The sequence below is a fragment of the Microbacterium sp. LMI13-1-1.1 genome, assembly GCF_040815625.1.
In the GTDB taxonomy this organism is placed as follows: domain Bacteria; phylum Actinomycetota; class Actinomycetes; order Actinomycetales; family Microbacteriaceae; genus Microbacterium; species Microbacterium forte.
Map to the genome: position 1 here is coordinate 110,857 of NZ_JBFPNL010000008.1, position 19,019 is coordinate 129,875.

At 68.7% G+C, this 19,019-nt stretch carries 17 protein-coding genes and 1 riboswitch; of the genes, 6 read left to right on the top strand and 11 right to left on the bottom strand.

The genetic code is table 11. The annotated features are described in order from the left end of the window. Window positions 1-52: 52 nt before the first annotated feature. A complete protein-coding gene (locus tag MRBLMI13_RS17895) occupies window positions 53-712 on the top strand; it encodes an NAD(P)H-dependent oxidoreductase (protein WP_367824351.1) in 660 nt (219 codons plus the stop codon). Here MRBLMI13_RS17895 and rlmN read toward each other — a convergent pair. Beyond that, complete coding sequence (rlmN, locus tag MRBLMI13_RS17900; RefSeq protein ID WP_367824353.1) at window positions 661-1,950, bottom strand: 23S rRNA (adenine(2503)-C(2))-methyltransferase RlmN; 1,290 nt, start codon at window positions 1,948-1,950, stop codon at window positions 661-663. The two genes, MRBLMI13_RS17895 and rlmN, sit on opposite strands and share 52 nt — an antisense overlap. 70 nt (window positions 1,951-2,020) lie before the next feature. Between rlmN and MRBLMI13_RS17905 the strand changes: the two genes are divergently transcribed. Genes MRBLMI13_RS17905 through MRBLMI13_RS17915 form a run of 3 tightly spaced genes read left to right on the top strand, consistent with a single transcriptional unit; the run spans window position 2,021 to window position 4,019 of the window. Further along, on the top strand, window positions 2,021-2,575 hold the full coding sequence (locus MRBLMI13_RS17905) for a ribosomal protein L7/L12 (RefSeq protein ID WP_367824354.1): 555 nt from the start codon (window positions 2,021-2,023) through the stop codon (window positions 2,573-2,575). Window positions 2,576-2,629: 54 nt separating this feature from the next. Beyond that, window positions 2,630-3,268, top strand: a complete 639-nt coding sequence (locus MRBLMI13_RS17910; protein WP_079113666.1) for a bifunctional 4-hydroxy-2-oxoglutarate aldolase/2-dehydro-3-deoxy-phosphogluconate aldolase — start codon at window positions 2,630-2,632, stop codon at window positions 3,266-3,268. Window position 3,269: 1 nt separating this feature from the next. Further along, on the top strand, window positions 3,270-4,019 hold the full coding sequence (locus MRBLMI13_RS17915) for a sulfite exporter TauE/SafE family protein (protein ID WP_079113667.1): 750 nt from the start codon (window positions 3,270-3,272) through the stop codon (window positions 4,017-4,019). Between the two features lie 24 nt (window positions 4,020-4,043). Here the strand turns inward: MRBLMI13_RS17915 and MRBLMI13_RS17920 are convergent, their stop codons facing one another. From MRBLMI13_RS17920 to MRBLMI13_RS17930, 3 genes are all read right to left on the bottom strand, one after another. After that, window positions 4,044-4,877 carry an SDR family oxidoreductase gene (locus tag MRBLMI13_RS17920; RefSeq protein WP_079113668.1) on the bottom strand — a complete coding sequence of 278 codons (834 nt, stop codon included), beginning with the start codon at window positions 4,875-4,877 and terminating at the stop codon, window positions 4,044-4,046. An 86-nt stretch (window positions 4,878-4,963) separates the two neighbouring features. Then, a complete protein-coding gene (locus tag MRBLMI13_RS17925) occupies window positions 4,964-5,725 on the bottom strand; it encodes an SDR family NAD(P)-dependent oxidoreductase (RefSeq protein ID WP_367824357.1) in 762 nt (253 codons plus the stop codon). A 171-nt stretch (window positions 5,726-5,896) separates the two neighbouring features. After that, window positions 5,897-6,547, bottom strand: a complete 651-nt coding sequence (locus tag MRBLMI13_RS17930; protein ID WP_367824359.1) for a hypothetical protein — start codon at window positions 6,545-6,547, stop codon at window positions 5,897-5,899. Between the two features lie 138 nt (window positions 6,548-6,685). Between MRBLMI13_RS17930 and MRBLMI13_RS17935 the strand changes: the two genes are divergently transcribed. Further along, window positions 6,686-7,411 carry a phosphotransferase gene (locus MRBLMI13_RS17935; RefSeq protein WP_367824361.1) on the top strand — a complete coding sequence of 242 codons (726 nt, stop codon included), beginning with the start codon at window positions 6,686-6,688 and terminating at the stop codon, window positions 7,409-7,411. Between the two features lie 3 nt (window positions 7,412-7,414). On the opposite strand, the gene MRBLMI13_RS17940 is transcribed toward MRBLMI13_RS17935, so the two are convergent. The 5 genes from MRBLMI13_RS17940 to MRBLMI13_RS17960 all read right to left on the bottom strand — a co-directional run bounded on the left by MRBLMI13_RS17940 (window position 7,415) and on the right by MRBLMI13_RS17960 (window position 13,057). After that, window positions 7,415-8,737 carry a hemolysin family protein gene (locus MRBLMI13_RS17940; protein WP_309691644.1) on the bottom strand — a complete coding sequence of 441 codons (1,323 nt, stop codon included), beginning with the start codon at window positions 8,735-8,737 and terminating at the stop codon, window positions 7,415-7,417. Window positions 8,738-8,831: 94 nt separating this feature from the next. Further along, on the bottom strand, window positions 8,832-9,932 hold the full coding sequence (locus MRBLMI13_RS17945) for a TerC family protein (protein WP_056374495.1): 1,101 nt from the start codon (window positions 9,930-9,932) through the stop codon (window positions 8,832-8,834). A 217-nt stretch (window positions 9,933-10,149) separates the two neighbouring features. Beyond that, window positions 10,150-10,947, bottom strand: coding sequence for an energy-coupling factor transporter transmembrane component T family protein (locus MRBLMI13_RS17950; RefSeq protein WP_367824364.1), 798 nt, complete (start codon window positions 10,945-10,947; stop codon window positions 10,150-10,152). After that, complete coding sequence (locus MRBLMI13_RS17955; RefSeq protein WP_414686006.1) at window positions 10,944-12,404, bottom strand: ABC transporter ATP-binding protein; 1,461 nt, start codon at window positions 12,402-12,404, stop codon at window positions 10,944-10,946. The genes MRBLMI13_RS17950 and MRBLMI13_RS17955 overlap by 4 nt, the downstream gene beginning before the upstream one ends. After that, entirely contained in the window at window positions 12,401-13,057 is a 657-nt protein-coding gene (locus MRBLMI13_RS17960) for an ECF transporter S component (protein ID WP_309691649.1), read from the bottom strand. Before MRBLMI13_RS17960 ends, MRBLMI13_RS17955 begins: the two co-directional genes overlap by 4 nt. After that, window positions 13,051-13,160, bottom strand: a riboswitch (TPP riboswitch). Its footprint overlaps the gene before it by 7 nt. A gap of 82 nt (window positions 13,161-13,242) precedes the next feature. Between MRBLMI13_RS17960 and MRBLMI13_RS17965 the strand changes: the two genes are divergently transcribed. Then, window positions 13,243-14,883 carry a D-alanyl-D-alanine carboxypeptidase family protein gene (locus MRBLMI13_RS17965; protein WP_367824366.1) on the top strand — a complete coding sequence of 547 codons (1,641 nt, stop codon included), beginning with the start codon at window positions 13,243-13,245 and terminating at the stop codon, window positions 14,881-14,883. A 117-nt stretch (window positions 14,884-15,000) separates the two neighbouring features. On the opposite strand, the gene MRBLMI13_RS17970 is transcribed toward MRBLMI13_RS17965, so the two are convergent. Both MRBLMI13_RS17970 and MRBLMI13_RS17975 read right to left on the bottom strand, forming a co-directional pair. Beyond that, window positions 15,001-17,244, bottom strand: coding sequence for an ABC transporter ATP-binding protein (locus MRBLMI13_RS17970; protein WP_079113674.1), 2,244 nt, complete (start codon window positions 17,242-17,244; stop codon window positions 15,001-15,003). Further along, window positions 17,241-18,968, bottom strand: coding sequence for an ABC transporter ATP-binding protein (locus tag MRBLMI13_RS17975; RefSeq protein WP_367824369.1), 1,728 nt, complete (start codon window positions 18,966-18,968; stop codon window positions 17,241-17,243). Before MRBLMI13_RS17975 ends, MRBLMI13_RS17970 begins: the two co-directional genes overlap by 4 nt. Window positions 18,969-19,019 lie beyond the last annotated feature (51 nt).

The window sequence follows — 19,019 nt, forward strand, 5'->3', positions numbered from 1 at the left end:
GCCTATCTTGACAGTGTCCACCAAGCTTGACACTGTCAACATAGGAGTCCCCATGCCTTCCGCCCTGATCATCGACGGCCATCCCGATGCCCGCTCACTCACCGCCGAGCTCGCCCGGCGTTACGCCGCAGAGCACGGAGATGCGCGCATCCTCGCGCTGCGCGATCTCGAGTTCGATCCGTCGCTGCGCTTCGGCTACCGCCAGCGCATGGAGCTCGAGCCCGACCTCATCGACGCCAAGCGCGCCCTCGCCGAGGCCGCGACGGTCGTCGTGTTCACGCCGCTCTGGTGGGGGTCGGTGCCGGCCCTGCTCAAGGGTTTCTTCGATCGGGCACTGCTCCCTCAGCAGGAGTACCGCTACTCGAAGCTCGGCCTTCCCGAGGGGCTGCTGCCCGCACGCAACGGACGGCTGTTCCTGCTCGCCGACACTCCGTGGTTCCTCACACCCTTCACGGGTCTGCCCGCGCAGACGCACGTCGCCCGTGGCACGCTGCGGTTCTGCGGGGTCCGCTCGGTGCGCACGACCAGGATGCTGGGCGTCAAAGATGCGAGCCCCGACCGCATCGCATCGTGGCTGACCCGGGCGGAGTCACTGGGCCTCCGAGACGGCATCCGTGACAGCTCGCGCACCCCGTCGGGGCCCGCAGAGCGTCAGGGATCTCAGGCCATCGCGGCGGAAGCCGCTTCGTCCTCGGTCGTCGCGACGAGCTGACCGCAGGCACCGTCGATCTCCTTGCCGCGGGTGTCGCGGAGGGTCGTCGGGATGCCGGCGTCGTTGAGCCTGCGCACGAACTCGTTCTGGGCCTCACGGGTCGACGAGGTCCAGATCGACCCGGGAGTCGGGTTCAGCGGGATCGGGTTGACGTGCACCCATCCGCGGCCGCGCTCGTTGAGCTTGTCGGCGAGCAGGTCGGCGCGCCAGGCGTGGTCGTTCATGTCCTTGATCAGCGCGTACTCGATCGAGACGCGACGGCCGGTCTTCTCGTAGTAGTACCGAGCGGCATCGAGCGCCTCGTCGACCTTCCAGCGCGAGTTCACGGGGATCAGCTCGTCGCGCAGGTGATCGTCCGGCGCATGCAGCGACAGCGCGAAGGTCACCGGTATGCCCTCGTCAGCGAGCTTCTTGATCGCCGGCACGAGTCCGACCGTCGACACGGTGATGCCACGAGCGCTCATGCCGAGGCCGTCGGGCTGCGGGGCGACCATCGAGCGCACCGCATCCATCACGCGCTTGTAGTTGGCGAGCGGCTCGCCCATGCCCATGAAGACGATGTTCGAGACGCGCTCCATCGAGTGGTCGTCGGACTTCTTGCCACCGAGGCCGCCCTCGGCGATCAGACGGTTGGCGCGGACGATCTGCTCGATGATCTCGGCCGTCGACATGTTGCGCGTGAGGCCGGCCTGGCCGGTGGCGCAGAACGGGCAGTTCATGCCGCATCCGGCCTGCGACGAGACGCAGAGCGTGATGCGACCGGGGTAGCGCATCAGCACCGACTCGACCAGGGCGCCGTCGTGCAGACGCCACAGGAACTTGATCGTGTCTCCGCGGTCGGTCTTGAGGCGACGCACCTCGGTGAGCAGCGGCGGCAGCATGCCGGTGACGAGCTGCTCACGGGTGTCGGCGGGGAGGTCGGTCATCTCCGCGGCATCCGACGTGTAGTGGCGGAAGTAGTGGGTCGAGAGCTGCTTCGCGCGGAAGCCGGGGAGGCCGAGCTCCTTGACCTTCTCGATGCGCTCAGCCGGCGTGAGGTCGGCGAGGTGCACCGGAGGCTTGCCGCGCTTGGGGCTCGCGAACTGCAGCAGCGGGCGCCCCTCGGCATCCTTCTGCTGGGTCCATCCCTCGGTCGCCGGACGCACCTGGGCGACGCCGGTGGAACGGACGGCCCCCGAACGGGACGACGCGGGTGCCGTGGCGGGGCGCGTCTCGCGCGTGCGGGAAGTCTCGGTCATACCTCCAGGGTACGCGGTGCCGGGTGGGAAGGCCCTGGGGCCGGCGCGCCCGCATCCCTAGACTGAGCGAATGGACATCATCATCGCTGTCGGCGCGGTCATCGCAGCTGTCGTCGTCGGAGTGGTGATCATCGGCGCAGCGCTGCGGTCGATGCGCCCCCAGGCGCCCGAGCCCCACGTCTTCACCCCTTCGCCCACGATGGCCCGCTCGGTGGCCTCCACGTCGACGTCGACCGCCTCGGCGTCGCAGCTGACTCCCGCGGCGATCGCCGAGATCGACCGGCTCGTCGCGGCGGGGCACAAGATCAACGCCATCAAGCTCTACCGGCAGCACACGGGCGTGCGCCTGCAGGAGGCGAAGGATCGCATCGACCACTGGTCGGTCAGCACCACGGCCCCGCATCTCGCGGCCGTGTCGAACGCCTCGGCCGTGCACTCGTCGATCACGGCGACGCCGTCGTCGGTGCGCGGGGCACTGCCGGCGTCCGTCTCGTCGGAGGTCGACCGGCTCGTGTCCGCCGACCAGAAGATCCAGGCGATCAAGCTCGTGAGGGTGCACACGGGCCTGGGACTCAAGGAGTCGAAAGACGTCGTCGAGGCGTGGCCACGACCGCGTCAGTTGTAATTACAGGTTGCGGTCGGGGAGAATGGATGCGATCCCCCCACTGAAGGAGCACCGATGTCCGACCGTCTCTCCCGCGCCCGCGCCACCGGCGTCCTCGCCGTGCTCCGCGCGCCCTCCCCCGAGCTCGCGCTCGAGGCGTCTGAGGCGATCATCCGCGGCGGCGTGACCGGCATCGAGGTGACCTTCTCGACACCCGACGCCCCCGCCGTGATCCGCGAGCTGATCGCTCGCCACGGTGATGCCGCGTACATCGGCGCCGGCACCGTCACCACCGCCGCGCAGGCCGCACTCGCCGCCGACGCCGGTGCGGAGTTCCTCGTGAGTCCCGGCACCCTCCCCTCGCTGACGCGCGCGATGCTCGACACCGGCCGCGTCGTGATGACCGGCGCGATGACCCCGACCGAGGTCATGGGCGCGCTCGAGCTCGGCGTGGATGTCGTCAAGATCTTCCCCGCCTCGCTCGGCGGCCCCTCCTACCTCGGTGCATTGCGCGGACCCTTCCCCGACGCCCCGCTGATGCCGACCGGCGGCGTCAGCCCCGATAACCTCGCCGAGTGGTTCCGCGTCGGTGCCGTCGCCGTCGGCGCGGGTGGCGACCTGGCGAACGGCGCCTCGCTCGCCGCCTCCGACTGGGCCGACATCGAGCAGCGCTCGGCTCGATTCGCTGCAGCGCTCGCCGCCGCTCGCCGCTGATGTGATCGAACTCGCACCCCTGGCGTGGGCCGCGCTCGGCCTCGCCGCGGTCACGATCGGCATCTCGAAGACCGCGCTGCCCGGTGGCAGCATCCTGGCGATCGCCCTGTTCGCGACCGTGCTGCCCGCGCGCACGTCGACCGCCGCGATGCTCCTGCTGCTCATCGTCGGCGACGTGTTCGCCCTGATCACCTACCGCCGCCATGCGCACTGGCCGACTCTGCTGCGCCTGGCGCCGGCCGTGCTCGCGGGGCTGCTGGCGGGGTTCGCGTTCCTCGCGATCGCGGGCGACGGGATCGTCCGACGAGCGATCGGGGTGATCCTTCTCGCGATGATCGCCGTCACCCTGTGGCGGCGCTGGCGACAGAATCGGGCGGATGCCGTGGCGCCCGCGCCGGGCGGCATCGTGCTCTCGGGCGTCTACGGAACGCTCGGCGGGTTCACCACGATGGTCGCGAACGCCGGCGGCCCGGTCATGTCGATGTACTTCCTCGCGACCCGCACACCGGTGCAGGTGTTCCTCGGCACCTCAGCCTGGTTCTTCGCGATCATCAACCTCGTCAAGATCCCGTTCCTCGCGGGACTCGGCCTGTTCGAGGGGCACGTGCTGCTGATGGATGCCGTGCTCGCGCCGCTCGTCGTGCTCGGCGCACTGGCCGGCATCCGGCTGGCGAAGCGCATGAACCAGGTGCTGTTCGACCGCATCGTGATCGTCCTGACGATCGCCGGCGCCGTCTACCTGCTGTTCTGAGCATCCCGCCGGAGCACAAGCGCCTCAGTCGAGGAAGATGTCGGGGAACAGCCGGTCGTCGGGGGTTCCCGGCACGGCGGCGTACTGCGAGAAGTCGGTGACGCCGTCGGCTTCGAGCACGTCCTCGACGATCAGCGTCTGGCCGGTGTACTCGGCCGCGGGCTTGAGCAGCACGGCGTAGGCGGCATCCGCATAGATGTCGGGCGTGCGGCTCGCGGCCATGACCTTGTCGCCGCCGAGCAGGTTCTGCACTGCGGCGGTGGCGATCGTGGTGCGCGGCCACAGGGTGTTCGCGGCGATGCCGTCACGGGCGAACTCCGACGCGAGGCCGAGCGTCACCATGGTCATGCCGAACTTGGCGAGCGTGTACCCGGTGTGCGCGCCGAGCCACTTCGGCGAGGGGTTCAGGGGCGGCGACAGCGACAGGATGTGGGGGTTCTCCGCATCCTTGAGGATCGGGATCGCCGCGCGGGACAGCATGAAGGTTCCCCGCACGTTCACGTCCTGCATGAGGTCGTACTTCTTCGCGCCGAGGTCGAGCGAGCGGGAGAGGTCGATGACGCTCGCGTTGTTGATGACGATGTCGATGCCGCCGAACTCGCCCTGCGTCTTCATCACGGCCTCGGTGATGTCGTCGTCGTCACGCACATCGCCGACGATCGGCAGCGCCTGCCCGCCGGCTGCCCTGATCTGCTCGGCCGCCGAGTGCACTGTGCCCTCGAGCTTCGGATGCGGGGTGTCGGTCTTCGCGAGCATCGCGATGTTCGCGCCGTCGGCCGCTGCACGCAGCGCGATCGCGAGGCCGATGCCGCGGCTCCCGCCGGACATGAGGATGGTCTTGCCTGCCAGTGTGCTCATCGGCCGCCTTCTGGTTTCGAATCGCGTGAATTGCTGTATCCGGGGCTCGAATCGGGTGAGTTGCCCGATTCGAACGCCGCAGGGGTCTACTTCGGTGCCATGCGGATCGCGCCGTCGAGGCGGATCGTCTCTCCGTTGAGATAGCCGTTCTCGACGATCTGCTGCACGAGGGCGGCGTACTCGTCGGGGCGTCCGAGGCGCGAGGGGAACGGCACCTGCTGGCCGAGCGAGTCCTGCGCGGCCTGCGGGAGACCCATCAGCATGGGCGTCTCCATGATGCCGGGGGCGATGGTGCAGACGCGGATGCCATAGCGGGCGAGCTCGCGAGCGACCGGAAGGGTCATCGCGTGCACGCCGCCCTTGGATGCCGAGTACGCGGGCTGACCGATCTGACCGTCGAAGGCCGCCACGCTCGCGGTGTTCACGATCACGCCGCGGTCACCGTCATCTGTCGGCTCGTTCTTCGCGATCAGGGCGGATGCCTGCGAGAGGACGTTGAAGGTGCCGACCAGGTTGATGCGCACGATGCGCTCGAAGTCGGCGAGCACCGCGGGGTTGCCGTCGCGGTCGAGCACCTTGGCCGGCGGGGCGATGCCGGCGCAGTTGACCACGATGCGCAGCGGCGCTGCCGCCTGAGCTGCGGCGACGGCCGCGGCGGCATCATCGGCGCTCGTCACGTCGCCGCCCGCGAAGACTCCGCCGAGCTCGTCGGCGATCTCGGCTCCGGCCGAGGACGGCAGGTCGAGGATCGTGACGACGGCGCCCGCGGCGGCGAGGGTTCGTGCGGTGGCGAGGCCCAGACCGGACGCACCGCCGGTGATGAGAGCACTCGAGCCCTGGATCTGCATGCGGTTCTCCTTCGAAACGTGTGCGACTCAGTGTCAGTTTAGCTGATTCCGAGTTTCAGGCGACACGTCAGGAGTGTGGCATCCGTCGACAGTGTCGATCCCGAGCCTACGCCGCGCACGCCGAAGGGGCGGAGCCGTCATGGCCCCGCCCCTTCCAGGCGACTCGCGAGATCAGACCTCGATCTGCGCGGCGATGCCCTTCAGCTTGTGACGTGCGAGCGCGAGGTTCGCCGACGCGCTGTTGAGCACCAGGTAGATGAAGAGACCGCTTGCGCCGGTGGCGTTGAGCACGTTGATCAGGTGGTACTGCGAGCTCAGGGTGATGAGGATGTCGTCGATCTCGTCGGTGACCCCGAGGTCTCTCATGGTCGCGAGCTTGGCGCGCACGACGTTCGAGTTGCCGGCCGCGGCGATCCCCAGATCGAACGAGGGGTTGCCGCCCTGGGCGAGGGCCATTCCGCTGCCGTAGTCGACGATCGCGGCGCCCGTGGCGCCCTCGATGGCCAGCAGCTGCTGCAGGGCGTCGTCAAGTGAACTCATGTTGTACTGCTCCTCTATGGTGATGCGTGCGCCGGTGTCGTCGGGCGCGGATGCGGATGCGGATGCCGGCACGGATGACTCGGCGTCCTCACTCCAGATCCACTGCACGAACTGGTCGAGATCCCGTTCACCGGACTCCTGCGACGAGATCGCCGGAGCCTTCGGCAGTCCGAACGCGGCAGCCTGAGCGGCGCCCGGACCGGGCACCTCGGATGCGGACGAGGCGGCGTCGGCATCGCTGCCGTGCCGCCGCCACCACTGCGACCGAGACGAAACGCGCACGAAGACCTCTGGGTGTCGAGTGGGATGGATGATGCGGCCGCCGACGGCGACCGGGACTGACACTAACCGCGCATGGCCTCCGAGAACCGGGAAAATACGTGCATTCCGATATACGTTCAGACACGAGGTGAGCGACCCATGAGCATCCCATCCGCCACGACGGACATCCCGCCGATCGTGCGGTCCCTGGCCGCGGGCGCCACGCTGACGCCGGTGTGGCTGAACGGCATCGGCGGGGTCACATTCCGCACCGACGACGGGCGCTACATCAAGTGGGGGCCGCACGACGCCGAGGCGAACATGCGCGATGAGGCTGAGCGGATGCGGTGGGCAAGGCACTGGATCACGGTTCCCGAGGTGATCGATCAGGGCGAGGACGCCACCCACGAGTGGCTCGTCACCGTCGCGCTGCCCGGCCGCAGTGCGGTGGACCACCGCTGGATCGACGACCCGGAGACCTCGGTGCGCGCCGTCGGCGCAGCCCTGCGGACGATGCACGACTCGCTTCCCGTCGAGCAGTGCCCCTGGACGTGGGACCCGGCCTGGAGGATCGCGAACGCCGAAGAGCGGGGCGTCACCGTGCCCGCCGATCTGCACGAGCCGCCCCCCGCCGACAGGCTGGTCGTGTGTCATGGCGACGCGTGCATGCCGAACACGCTGCTCGACGATGCCGGTCGACCGCTCGCACATGTCGATCTCGCCGCGCTCGGCACTGCCGACCGCTGGGCCGACATCGCCGTCGCCTCGATGAGCACCGAGTGGAACTTCGGTCCCGGCTGGGCCGACGTGCTCATCGAGGCCTACGGCATCGCCCCCGATCGGGAGCGGCTCGAGTACTACCGGCGACTCTGGAACGAGACCTGAGCCTCAGCCCTTCGGCGCAGAGGCGCCCGGATCGGCATCCGCGGCGGCATCGACGTCGACGTCCTCGTGCAGAACCACCCGGATCTCGGCGATCCGTCGCCGATCGACCGCAGTGACCCGGATCGTCGCCCCAGGCACCTCGACCGAGTCGCCGACCACCGCGAGGCGCCCGAGCATCTCGGTCACGAAACCGGCGACCGTGTCCGACGCGCCTCGGGGCAGGGCGATGCCGGTGATCTCGGCGAAGTCCTGCAGGTTCAGGCGTCCGTCGAGAGCACCGCCGGCATCCTGCATCCGGTCTTCCGTGTCGTACTCGTCGAAGATCTCGCCGACGACCTCCTCGACGAGGTCCTCGAGGGTCACGATGCCGTCGGTGCCGCCGTACTCGTCGACGACGACCGCGATCTGGTGCCCGGCCGCCCGCATGCGGGTCAGGGTCGGCAGCACGCCCGCGGTCGACGGCACGTACTCGACCGGGCGCATGAGGCCGAGCACCTCGCGCGTCGCGTCGTCGGCTGCGGCCTCGAAGAGATCGCGCACGTGCACGAAGCCCACGATGTCGTCGAGCGACGCGTCGATCACGGGGTACCGCGAGAACGGCAGCTCCCTGACCTGCGAGATCGCCTCGGCCAGCGTCGCCGCACCGTCGAGTGCGACGACCTCCGGACGAGGCCGCATGACCTCGCTCACCTGGCGGCCACGCAGCGACAGCACGTCGTCGAGAATGCGTCGCTCATCGTCGGGGAGGCTCTGATGCGTCGCGACGATGTCGCGCAGCTCTTCCTCGCTGAGCTCGTCGGCGGCCTTGTGCGGATCGCCGCCGAGCAGGCGCACCACCGCGTTCGTCGACACCGAGAGCAGCCAGATGACGGGCCGCATGACGGTGGCGAAGCCGTCGAGCACCGGCGCGACCGCGTACGCGAACTGCGCGTTGCGCTGGATCGCGAGGCGCTTGGGCACCAGCTCGCCCAGCACGAGCGAGAGGTACGCGATCACCAGCGTCAGCAGCACGGTCGCCAGCGTCAAGGCCAGCGGCGCCGCGACGCCGAGGTTCTCGAGCAGCGGCGCGACCGACGGGGCGATCGAGGTCGCACCGTATGCCGCCGACGCGAAGCCGGCGACCGTCACGCCGATCTGCACCGCCGAGAGGAAGGTGTTCGGGTTGCGAGCCAGGCTCGCGACCTTCTCACCTCGTCTGCCGCGGGCGGCGATCGCGTTGATCTGGCTCTCACGCAGCGTGACGAGCGCCATCTCGGTCGCGGCGAACACGCCGCCGACGAGGACGAAGACGAACACCAGGGCGATGTTCACCGCGAGGTCGCCCATCAGCGGGTCACCTCACGAGGTGCGGGGGTGCCCGAGGTCATTCGGGCGCCGGATCTGTCGGGGTCTGCGGACGCGTCGGAGCGGCGCGACTGGTTCACGAGTGTTCCTTCTGGGTGTGGGTGGTGCCGGTGTCGGAGGAGGAAGCGGAGGTCGAAGCGGAGGTCACCGTGGAGTCGGCATCCGAGGCTCCGGGGAGCGCAGCTGCGGCTTCGGTCTCGAGCGCGGTGCGCTTGTCATCGCGTCGCGTCTTCATGAGGCTCGCGATGGTGGCGACGGCGATGGTCGCGCCGATGAAGACCAGCGAGAACCAGATCGGGATCTCGGGCACCCACAGCAGGGGCTCGCCGCCGTTGATGAACGGCAGCTCGTTGACGTGCAGGGCGTGCATCACGAGCTTCACGCCGATGAAGGCGAGGATGACCGCGAGACCCTGGGCGAGGTACACCAGGCGCTGCAGCAGACCGCCGATGAGGAAGTACAGCTGACGCAGACCCATGAGGGCGAACGCGTTGGCCGTGAAGACGATGTACGCCTCTTCGGTCAGACCGTAGATCGCGGGGATCGAGTCGACCGCGAAGATCAGGTCGACGAAGCCGATCGCGATGATCACGAGGAACATCGGAGTGAAGAAGCGCTTGCCGTCGCGCTGCACGGTCAGGCGATCGCCGTTGTACTCGTCGCTCACCGGCAGGACGCGGCGTACGAACCGCATGAAGCGGCCGTTGGCGGGGTCGGACTCGCCGTGCGCGAAGGCCTGTCGGTAGGCGAGGAACAGCAGCAGGGCGCCGAACAGGTAGAAGATCCACGAGAAGTTCTCGATCAGCGTGGCGCCGAGCGCGATGAACCCACCGCGCATGATCAGCGCGATCACGATGCCGATCATCAGCACCTTCTGCTGATAGATGCGCGGCACGGCGAAGCCGGTCATCACGATCAGGAAGACGAAGAGGTTGTCGATCGACAGGGCCTTCTCGGTGAGGTATCCGGCGAAGTACTCGCCGCCGTAGGTCCAGCCGGACACGGTGCCGATGCCGACACCGAACAGCAGCGCGAGGCCGATGTAGAAGGCGGACCAGCGGGCGGACTCGCCGATGGTCGGCTCATGGGGCTTTCGCACGTGGGCGAAGAACTCGTACACGAAGAAGGCGATCGTGACGGCGATCGTGATGATCCACACGAGAGGCGTGATGTTCAAGAGGTCTCCAGAAGACGTAGGCGTGACGATGTCGACGCCAAGGTCTTCTCCATCCTCGAGAACGAGAACCGGGGACCCGGGATGCAGGGACATCCGTAATGACGAGCCGCCCGTGGTGGAGTACTCCCCTTGGGTTCACTCGATGCTAGCGAATACATCGGCATTCCAGCTATGAGAAAGCTGAGTGGATGCTGCGGGTCCGTCTCGTTCGGGCGCCTCAGGCGGTCGGGCCGAGGATGAAGTTCCACGCACCGGTGAGCACAGCCACAGCGATCGCCACCGCCGGGATCACCGCCGCGACGACGACCAGCACCGTGTCCCGTCGATCCCACCTCGACTCCCTCGCCCACGAGCGGGGCGCTGTGCCGCCGAAACCACGCGCTTCCATCGCGGTGGCCAGGGAGGATCCGCGTCGGATGGCCAGCACGAACAGCGCGAAGGCCATGCCGAACGCTCGGCGAACCCGCCCTTCGTCGGCGACGCCGCGAGCCCTCCGCGCGAGTGCCAGTGCGCGCCAGTCATCGGCGAGCAGGCCCAGCATCCGCATTCCCGCGAGCGCGCCGACGACGAACCGCGCCGGCAGCTTCACCCGTTGAGCCAGATCGTCGGCGAGATCGGTGGGATCGACCGTGACGAAGAGCACCACGGCCGGCAGCCCGATCGCGAGAACGCGCACGGCGGTCGCTGCGGCGAGGGCGAGCGACCCATCGCTGACGCGCATGACCAGCCACTCGAAGTGCACCGTTCCGCTGGTCGCGCCGTAGAGCGCGATGGTGACCGCGCTCAGCGGCGCTGCGATCCACAGCACGGCGGTGCGGGTCCAGAATTCCTTGGCCCGCAGGCCGGCGAGAAGGAGCAGCGGGATCTCGAGCAGCAGGGCGACGGATGCCGAGACGACTTCGATCGTCAGCACGAGCGGCAGCGCGATCAGCAGCGCCGCGGCGAGCTTCGCGAGCGCTGAGCGAGGGGCGATCGGCCCCGGTCTCTCGATGCGGGCGGTCAGCGGATCGATCATCGGCCGACCTCCAGGCGCCGCGCATGCAGGGCCTTCAGCACGGCCTCGTCATGGCTGATCGCCACGATCGCCGTGCCCTCGTCACGCAGGCGTGCGATCAGGCCGACGAGTTCGGCCCAGGTCGTGGCGTCCTGCCCGAAGGTGGGTTCGTCGAGCACCAGCATTCGCGGCCGGGTGGCGAGGGCCGCGGCGACCGTGAGCCGCCGCTTCTCCCCGCCGGACAGCGTGTACGGGTTGGCTCCGGCGAGCGAGGTGAGCCGCAGTCGTTCGAGGAGGTCGTCGACACGAGCGGTGATCTCGGGCTCGGAGAGCTTCAGAGCTCGGGGGCCGACAGACAGCTCGTCGCGCACGGTCTTCGCGAGCAGCTGGTGCTCGGGAGTCTGCATGACCGATGCGATGCGGGTGAGCAGCGCGCGCGACGACCAGCGGATGGGGTCGGGCTTCTCTCCGGCGGCGAGCGCGGGCAGAGCCGCGACCCGGCCGTCCTCGGCGGGGATGAGCCCTGCGAGCGTGAGTCCGAGCGTCGACTTTCCTGCGCCGTTCGCGCCAGTGACGCCGAGCACCTCGCCCGCGCGAACCTCGACATCGAACGGCCCGGCGACCGCGAGCCCCCGTCGCCGAGCGACCGTGAGGCCGCGCGCTTCGAGGAGAGACTCCCCCGGCTGGTGCGCCGGCGCGGGCGGAACGGCGGGCGGGTGGCCGGGAACCCACACACCGGATGCCGCGAGCTCGGCCCCTCGCGCGCCGAGCACCTGCTCAGGGCTCCCGTCGGCGAGGACGACCGTGCCCTCCGGCTCGGCGCCGAGCACGATCACCCGCGTGACGAGCGGCAGCCAGACGTCGATGCGATGCTCGATCACGACGAGGGTGGCGCCCGTGGCGTCGAGGGCGGCGGCGACGGCATCCCGCACGTCCTGCACTCCCTCGGGGTCGAGGTTCGCGGTCGGCTCGTCGAGCAGGATCGCGCCCGGTCGCATCGCCAGCACGCCGGCGAGCGCGAGACGTTGCTTCTGACCGCCCGACAGCGCGGCCGTCGATCGATCGAGTGCGACATCGAGCTCGACGGCGTCCAGCGCCGCGCGCACCCGCTGCCAGATCTCCTCGCGGGGGACGCCGAGGTTCTCGCAGCCGAATGCCACGTCGTCGCCGACCCTCGCGAGGATCGTCTGCGTGTCGGGGTCCTGCAGCACCATGCCGACTCGACCACGCGCCTGTATGGGCGGCACGCCGTCGACGAGCAGCCCTCCGTGCGTCTCGCCCTCGTCCGCCCCTCCCAGCACCCCGCCGAACCCCTGCAGCAGGGTCGACTTGCCCGAGCCCGACGCCCCCAGCAGCAGCACCCGCTCGCCCGGTTCGATGCGCAGGTCGACGTCGCGCACCGCCCACCGCAGTCGCGTCGCGTACCGCCACCCCCAGCCGCGGGCTTCGAGGGTGGCGGGCGTCGTGGTCGAGGTCACACCCGTGCGGTGACCTCGCGGCCGGCGGCGAACCGGCTGAGGGCTCCCGTCGCCGCGAGTCCTCGGGCGATCAGCCACGCGCCGAGTCCGGCGATCACCGCACCCGAGATGGTGGTCGAGACGATGTAGACGGTGGTGAAGAGCGTGTCTGCTCCGGCGTACCAGAGGATGCGGTCGTTGATGCCGCACGCGAGTCCCGCTCCGGCACCCGCCAGCATCGCGACGGGCAGACGCCAGACGCCGTAGAGGAACACGAGGAAGATCAGTTCGGCACCGAGACCCTGCACGAGCCCCGAGACGATGGTCAGCGGACCCCAGGCGTTGCCGACGAGGGCCGAGATGATCGCGGCGACCAGCTCGGTGTAGAGCGCGGCGCCCGGCTTGCGGATGATCAGCGCGCCCAGCACACCGGCGATGAGCCAGGGGCCGGCGAGCAGGCCCTGCACGCCGGGGAGCAGCGGCTTCAGGATGCTGCTGGGCACCTCGTAGCCGACGTTCCAGAGCAGGAAGATCAGCGCGCACGCGACGGCGATGACGCTGGCGACGACGATGTCGACGACCCGCCAGCGCCAGAGCTCAGGGCGACCGAGGCCCTTCGAGGCGCGCGAGACGGCTGCGGATTCCGTGGTGGATCCGGACGTGGATGTACTCATCAGTGACTCCTCCCTGCGCTGGCATTACCCAGATCAGGTTCGACGGTCGAAGCGCGATTCGCTCCCTCTCAGCCCGGCTCGCCGGACTCCCGTGGTTGTTCTGACGATCTTACCCAGTGACGACACTCACGTCTGCTCCTGTTGCAGCGACACTGATCCCTGCGCGAGTTCGGTACCGTGAGGAGGTGACCGCTCCTGACTCCGCCGAGGCCACCGCCTCCGCCGTTCCTGCGGGCGATGCGTCGACGCCCGATGCGACAGCGCCTCATGCGTCAGCGCCTGCCGGTGCCACGGCTGACTCGTCGGAGCCCGCCGGTTCGCCTGCGGCGCTTCCTGATGCCGACGTCTCGTCGGCCGGCACGACGGATGCGGCGCCCAGAACAGATGCGGATGACGACGCCCCCGGGCTCATCGCTCTCGAGGCGGCTCTCGAGACTCCCGAGACGACTCCCCACGCCCAGTGGGCAGAGGGTGCCAGCGGTGGGACGCCCCTGACGTGGGTCGACGCGGTCGAAGTCGCGCGGCACCCGGCGACCGAGGCGCTCGATGACACGCCTCCCGCCGCGAGCGGCGGCGCACTTCTGACCGGAGCCCATCTGCGCCCGGCGATCACCCGCCCCGGCGTGCTGGTCCCGCTCGGCGTTCTCGTCGGATTGCTCGGCACCTATGTCGGGTCGGCCATGCTGTGGCCGTTGCACGAGGTGGCGCCGACCGTGCAGGCAGTGGAGCTCTCCACGGTCGCCGCGCCCGCAGCCGCCATCACCTGGCCCACCCAGGGAAGCGCCGCCGTGGGAATCGGCGGCATCGGCACGACGTCGTCATCGCTCGATGCGGCGGCGATCGCGAGCGTCACCAAAGTGGTCTCGAGTCTGATGGTGCTCGATCGGATGCCTCTCGCCGTGGGCGAGCAGGGCCCGGAGTTCTCGTTCACGCGGGCGGACAACCTGGCGTACTGGGACTACCGCCGCTCCGACCAGTCGGCGCTCGACGTGCCCGTGGGCGGCACTCTCACCGAGTTCCAGCTCCTGCAGGGAACGCTGCTCGGTTCGGCGAACAACTACATCGACCGCCTCTCTCAGGAGATCTGGGGCTCCCCCTCGGCGTTCACCGCTGCGGCGGAGGTGTGGCTGCGCGACCGTGGCCTCGACAGCATCACGATCGTGACCCCATCGGGGTTCGACGCCCGCAACACGGCCACGCCCGAGTCGCTCGTCGCGCTGGCCGAACTGGCGATGCAGAACCCCGTGTTCGCCGGCATCGTCGGCACTCCGTCTGTCGATCTTCCGGGCGCCGGCACAGTGGTGAACACGAACGGGATGCTGGCGGATCCTGGCGTGGTCGGAGTCAAGACCGGCACGCTCGGCGACAGTTGGAACCTGTTGACCGCGAAGGTCATCACAATCGACGACACGACCGTGCACCTCTATGCGTCCGTTCTCGGGCAGGCCGACGATGAGCAGCGCCTCGCCCAGACCCGTTCGCTGTTCTCGCAGGTCGAGACGGCATTGGAGCAGCAGGCCCCCGCTGTCGCGGCCGGCACGGTCGTCGGCACGGTCACGACGCCGTGGGGCGCTACCGCCGATGTGGTGACGGATGCCGACGCCGACATCGTGCTGTGGAACGGCGCGATGGCCGAGGCCTCGGCGGACTTCTCCCTGGGCGACAACCGCGAGTCGGGCGACGAGGTCGGCACGTTGACGAGCTCAGGACCGTTGAACACGGTGACGACGTCGCTGTCGCTCGCCGATGACGTCGATGCCCCGAGCCCGTGGTGGCGCCTGACCCATCCGCTCGAGCTCCTCGGCATCACCGAAGCTCAGCGCTGACGACAGCAGAATGCCCCGCCCCCGGATGAACGGGAGTCGGGGCATTCTGCTTCTCGGCCGTCGTGCTTCCCGGCCGACGTGCGGGTCGGCCGTCGTGCGGGTCGACCGTCGTACGGATCAGCCCTTCTGGCCCCCGTCATCCGAGCGTTCGACGACGGACTGTGCCGCAGCGGCTTCGGCGGCAGGAACCTGCGCCCCCACCGAGACCCCGACCTGTGCCGCCGCCGCAGCTTCTTCGGCGTCGCCGCTGACGACGACAGGGGTCGAACCCGTGAGTGCGTCCTCTGCGTCGATGTCGGTGGCCGCCTGCTCGAACTGCGACTGGTAGAGGCGCCAGTACGCGCCCTGCGCCGTGATGAGCTCGTCGTGCGTGCCCTTCTCGACGATGTCGCCGTGTTCCATCACGAGGATGAGGTCGGCGTCGCGGATCGTCGACAGTCGGTGAGCGATCACGAACGAGGTGCGTCCCTGTCGCAACGCCGCCATCGCGTGCTGCAGCAGCACCTCGGTGCGGGTGTCGACCGCCGACGTCGCCTCGTCGAGGATCAGGATCGACGGCTGAGCGACGAACGCTCGCGCGATCGTGATCAGCTGACGCTCACCCGCCGAGACGTTCGACGCGTCCTCGTCGAGCACCGTGTCGTAGCCCTCGGGGAGCGAGCGCACGAAGCGATCGACATACGTCGCCTTCGCCGCCTCGAGAACCTCGTCGTCGGTCGCCGTGGAGCGTCCGTATCGGATGTTCTCGCGGATGCTGCCGGCGAACAGCCACGGGTCCTGCAGCACCATGCCGGTGCGTGAGCGCAGCTGCTCGCGTGTGACCTCGGAGATGTCCTGACCGTCGAGCAGGATCCGCCCGCCGTTCAGTTCGTAGAACCGCATGATCAGGTTGACGAGCGTCGTCTTGCCCGCTCCGGTCGGACCGACGATCGCGACCGTCTGACCGGGCTCGACCCGGAAAGAGAGGTCTCTGATGAGCGGACGCTCGGGCGTGTACGAGAACGCGACGTTCTCGAACTCCACGACGCCCTTGCCGTCGGCGAGCTTCGGAGCATCTGCCGCGTCGGCCTCCTGCTCTTCGGTGTCGAGCAGCTCGAACACCCGCTCGGCGGACGCCGTTCCCGACTGCACTACCGCGGCCATTCCACCGAGCTCCGAGAGCGGCTGCGTGAACTGCTGCGAGTACTGGATGAACGCCTGCACGTCTCCGAGACGCAGCTGCCCGCTCGCGACCATGAGACCGCCGAGCACGGCGATGCCCACATAGGTGAGACTGCCGACGAAGGTCATCGCCGGCATGATGATGCCGGAGAGGAACTGCGCCTTGAAGCTCGCCTGGAACAGCTCCTCGTTCTCGTCCTTGAACTTCTCCAGCGCATCCTGCTCGCGACCGAAGACCTTGACCAGCGCGTGGCCGGAGAAAGCCTCCTCGACGCGGGCGTTCAGGCGACCGACCTTGCGCCACTGGGTGCCGAAGGCCTTCTGCGACCGAGGGCCGATGACACCGAAGATCACACCCATGAGCGGGAGCGCGACCAGCGCGACGAGCGCGAGCTGCCACGAGATCGAGAACATCAGCACGAGCACTCCCACAACGGTGAGAACGGCCGTGATCGCACCGGACAGCGACTGCTGCATGGTCTGCGTGATGTTGTCGATGTCGTTGGTCACCCGGGAGATCAGGTCTCCGCGCTGCACCTTGTCGAAGTACGACAGGGGCAGGCGGTTGATCTTCGCCTCGACCGCCTCGCGAAGGCGCCACATGGTGCGGACCATGATGACGTTGATCACGTAGCCCTGGAGCCAGCTGAGGAAGGCGGCGGTGATGTAGATCGCCAGCACGGCGATGATGACCCAGCGCAGCGCGTCGAAGTCGACTCCGTCACCGACCCTGAAGCTGCCGAGAGCCTCGACCTGGTTGGCGAAGTCGTCCTGCCCGCCCTGACGGAGCGCGGCGACGACATCGTCCTGCGGGGTGCCGGCGGGGAATCCGGGGAAGTCCCCGTTCGCCTGCGCGAGCTGCACCGAGATGAAGCCCTTGTAGATGAGGTTCGTGGCCTCGCCGAGCACCTTCGGCGCGGCGACCGTCAGCACGACGCCGACGGCGCCGGCGATCGACACGAGGATGAACCACACGGCCGACGGCTTGAGCAGCCCGATCATCCGACCGAAGCTCTTGCCGAAGTTGTCGGCCTTGCCGGGTGCGACGCTGTCCCAGCCGCCGCCGTCCTGGCGCGCCTTCTCGGCGAGCTCGGCTTCGTACTTCTCTTCTTCGGTCATCTCGGGCTCGACCGCAGTGGTCGCGGCCGTCGCCTTGGCTGCACGACCGCGGCGGGTCTGGGGCGTGTTCTGCTCGCTCATGCGTCCACCCCCAGCTGCGATTCGACGATCTCTCGGTACGTGGTGCTCGTCTCGAGGAGCTCCTCGTGCGTGCCGACGCCGACCATGGTGCCCCCTTCGAGCACGACGATGCGGTTCGCATCGGTGATGGACGAGACGCGCTGCGCGACCACGATCTTGGTCACGTGCGGCAGCTCACGCCATAGCGCCTGCCTCAATCGGGCGTCGGTGGTGAGGTCGAGAGCCGAGAACGAGTCGTCGAACACCAGGATCTGCGGCTGACGCACGATCGCGCGGGCGATCGCCAGACGCTGACGCTGTCCGCCCGAGACGTTCGTGCCGCCCTGCGTGATGCGCGATTCGAGGCCCTGCGGCATCTCCTCGACGAAGTCGCGGCCCTGTGCGATCTCGAGGGCGTGCCAGAGCTCTTCGTCGGTCGCGTCCTCTCTGCCGTAGCGGAGGTTCGACGCCACCGTGCCGGTGAAGAGGAACGGGCGCTGCGGAACGAGACCGATCGTCGCCCAGAGCGATTCGACATCCGCCTCGCGGACATCCGTGCCGCCGACGAAGACGGCTCCGCCCGAGACGTCGAAGAGTCGCGGGATCAACGACACGAGTGTCGTCTTGCCCGCACCGGTCGACCCCACGATCGCGACGGTCTCGCCGGGCTCTGCAGCGAAGCTGATGCCCTTGAGCACGGGAGAGTCGGCCCCGGGGTAGGTGAACTCGACGTCGTCGAAGGCGACCGAGCCGGGCGTCGGGAAGTCGGTGACGCCGTTCGCCGGACGCTCCATGCTCGACTGCGTGTCAAGGACCTCGCCGATGCGCTCGGCCGAGACCGCGGCGCGCGGGATCATGATCGCCATGAAGCTGGCCATGATGACGCCGCCCATGATCTGACCGATGTACTGCATGAACGCGAAGATCGTGCCGACCTGCACCGTGCCGCTGTTGACCTCGATGCCGCCGAACCACACGACTGCCACGATCGTGACGTTGAGGATCAGCATGAACAGCGGGAACAGCAGCACGAACAGCGAGCCGACCTTGCGGCCGACCACCATGATGTCGGTGTTGGCTCCGCGGAAGCGCTCTTCTTCGATGTTCTCCCGGACGAAGGCCCGCACGACGCGCACGCCGGTGAGCTGCTCGCGCAGCACGCGGTTCACGGTGTCGAGCTTGCCCTGGTAGCTGCGGAACAGCGGAACCATGCGGCTGACGACGAGCCCGGCGACGATCAGCAGCAGCGGCACGGACACGGCGATGAGCCAGCTCAGACCGATGTTCGTCTGCACGGCGAAGATGATGCCGCCGATCGCGAGCAGCGGCGCGGTGACGAGCATGGTGGCGCCCATCATCGCGAGCATCTGCACCTGCTGCACGTCGTTCGTGTTGCGCGTGATGAGGGAGCCTGCACCGAACTGCGACACCTCACGCTCGGAGAATCCGCTGACCTTGGCGAAGACGTCGGCGCGGATGTCGCGGCCCGCGCCCATGGACGCACGGGCGGCGAAGTAGGTGGCGATGACCGAGGCGATGATCTGCCCGAGCGAGACGGCGAGCATGAAGAGACCGGTGCGCCAGATGTAGTCGGTGTCCGACTGGGCGACGCCCTTGTTGATGATGTCTTCGTTCAGGCGCGGGAGGTAGAGGGTGGCGAGCGCGCTGGCGAACTGGAACACCAGGACGGCCGCGAGCAGCCACTTATAGCGGGCGAGATAACGGAGGAGGATTTTTCCCAGCACAGGCGGACTTTCTAGGAAGGATGAATCGGCGGATCTCCCGACGGGCGGACG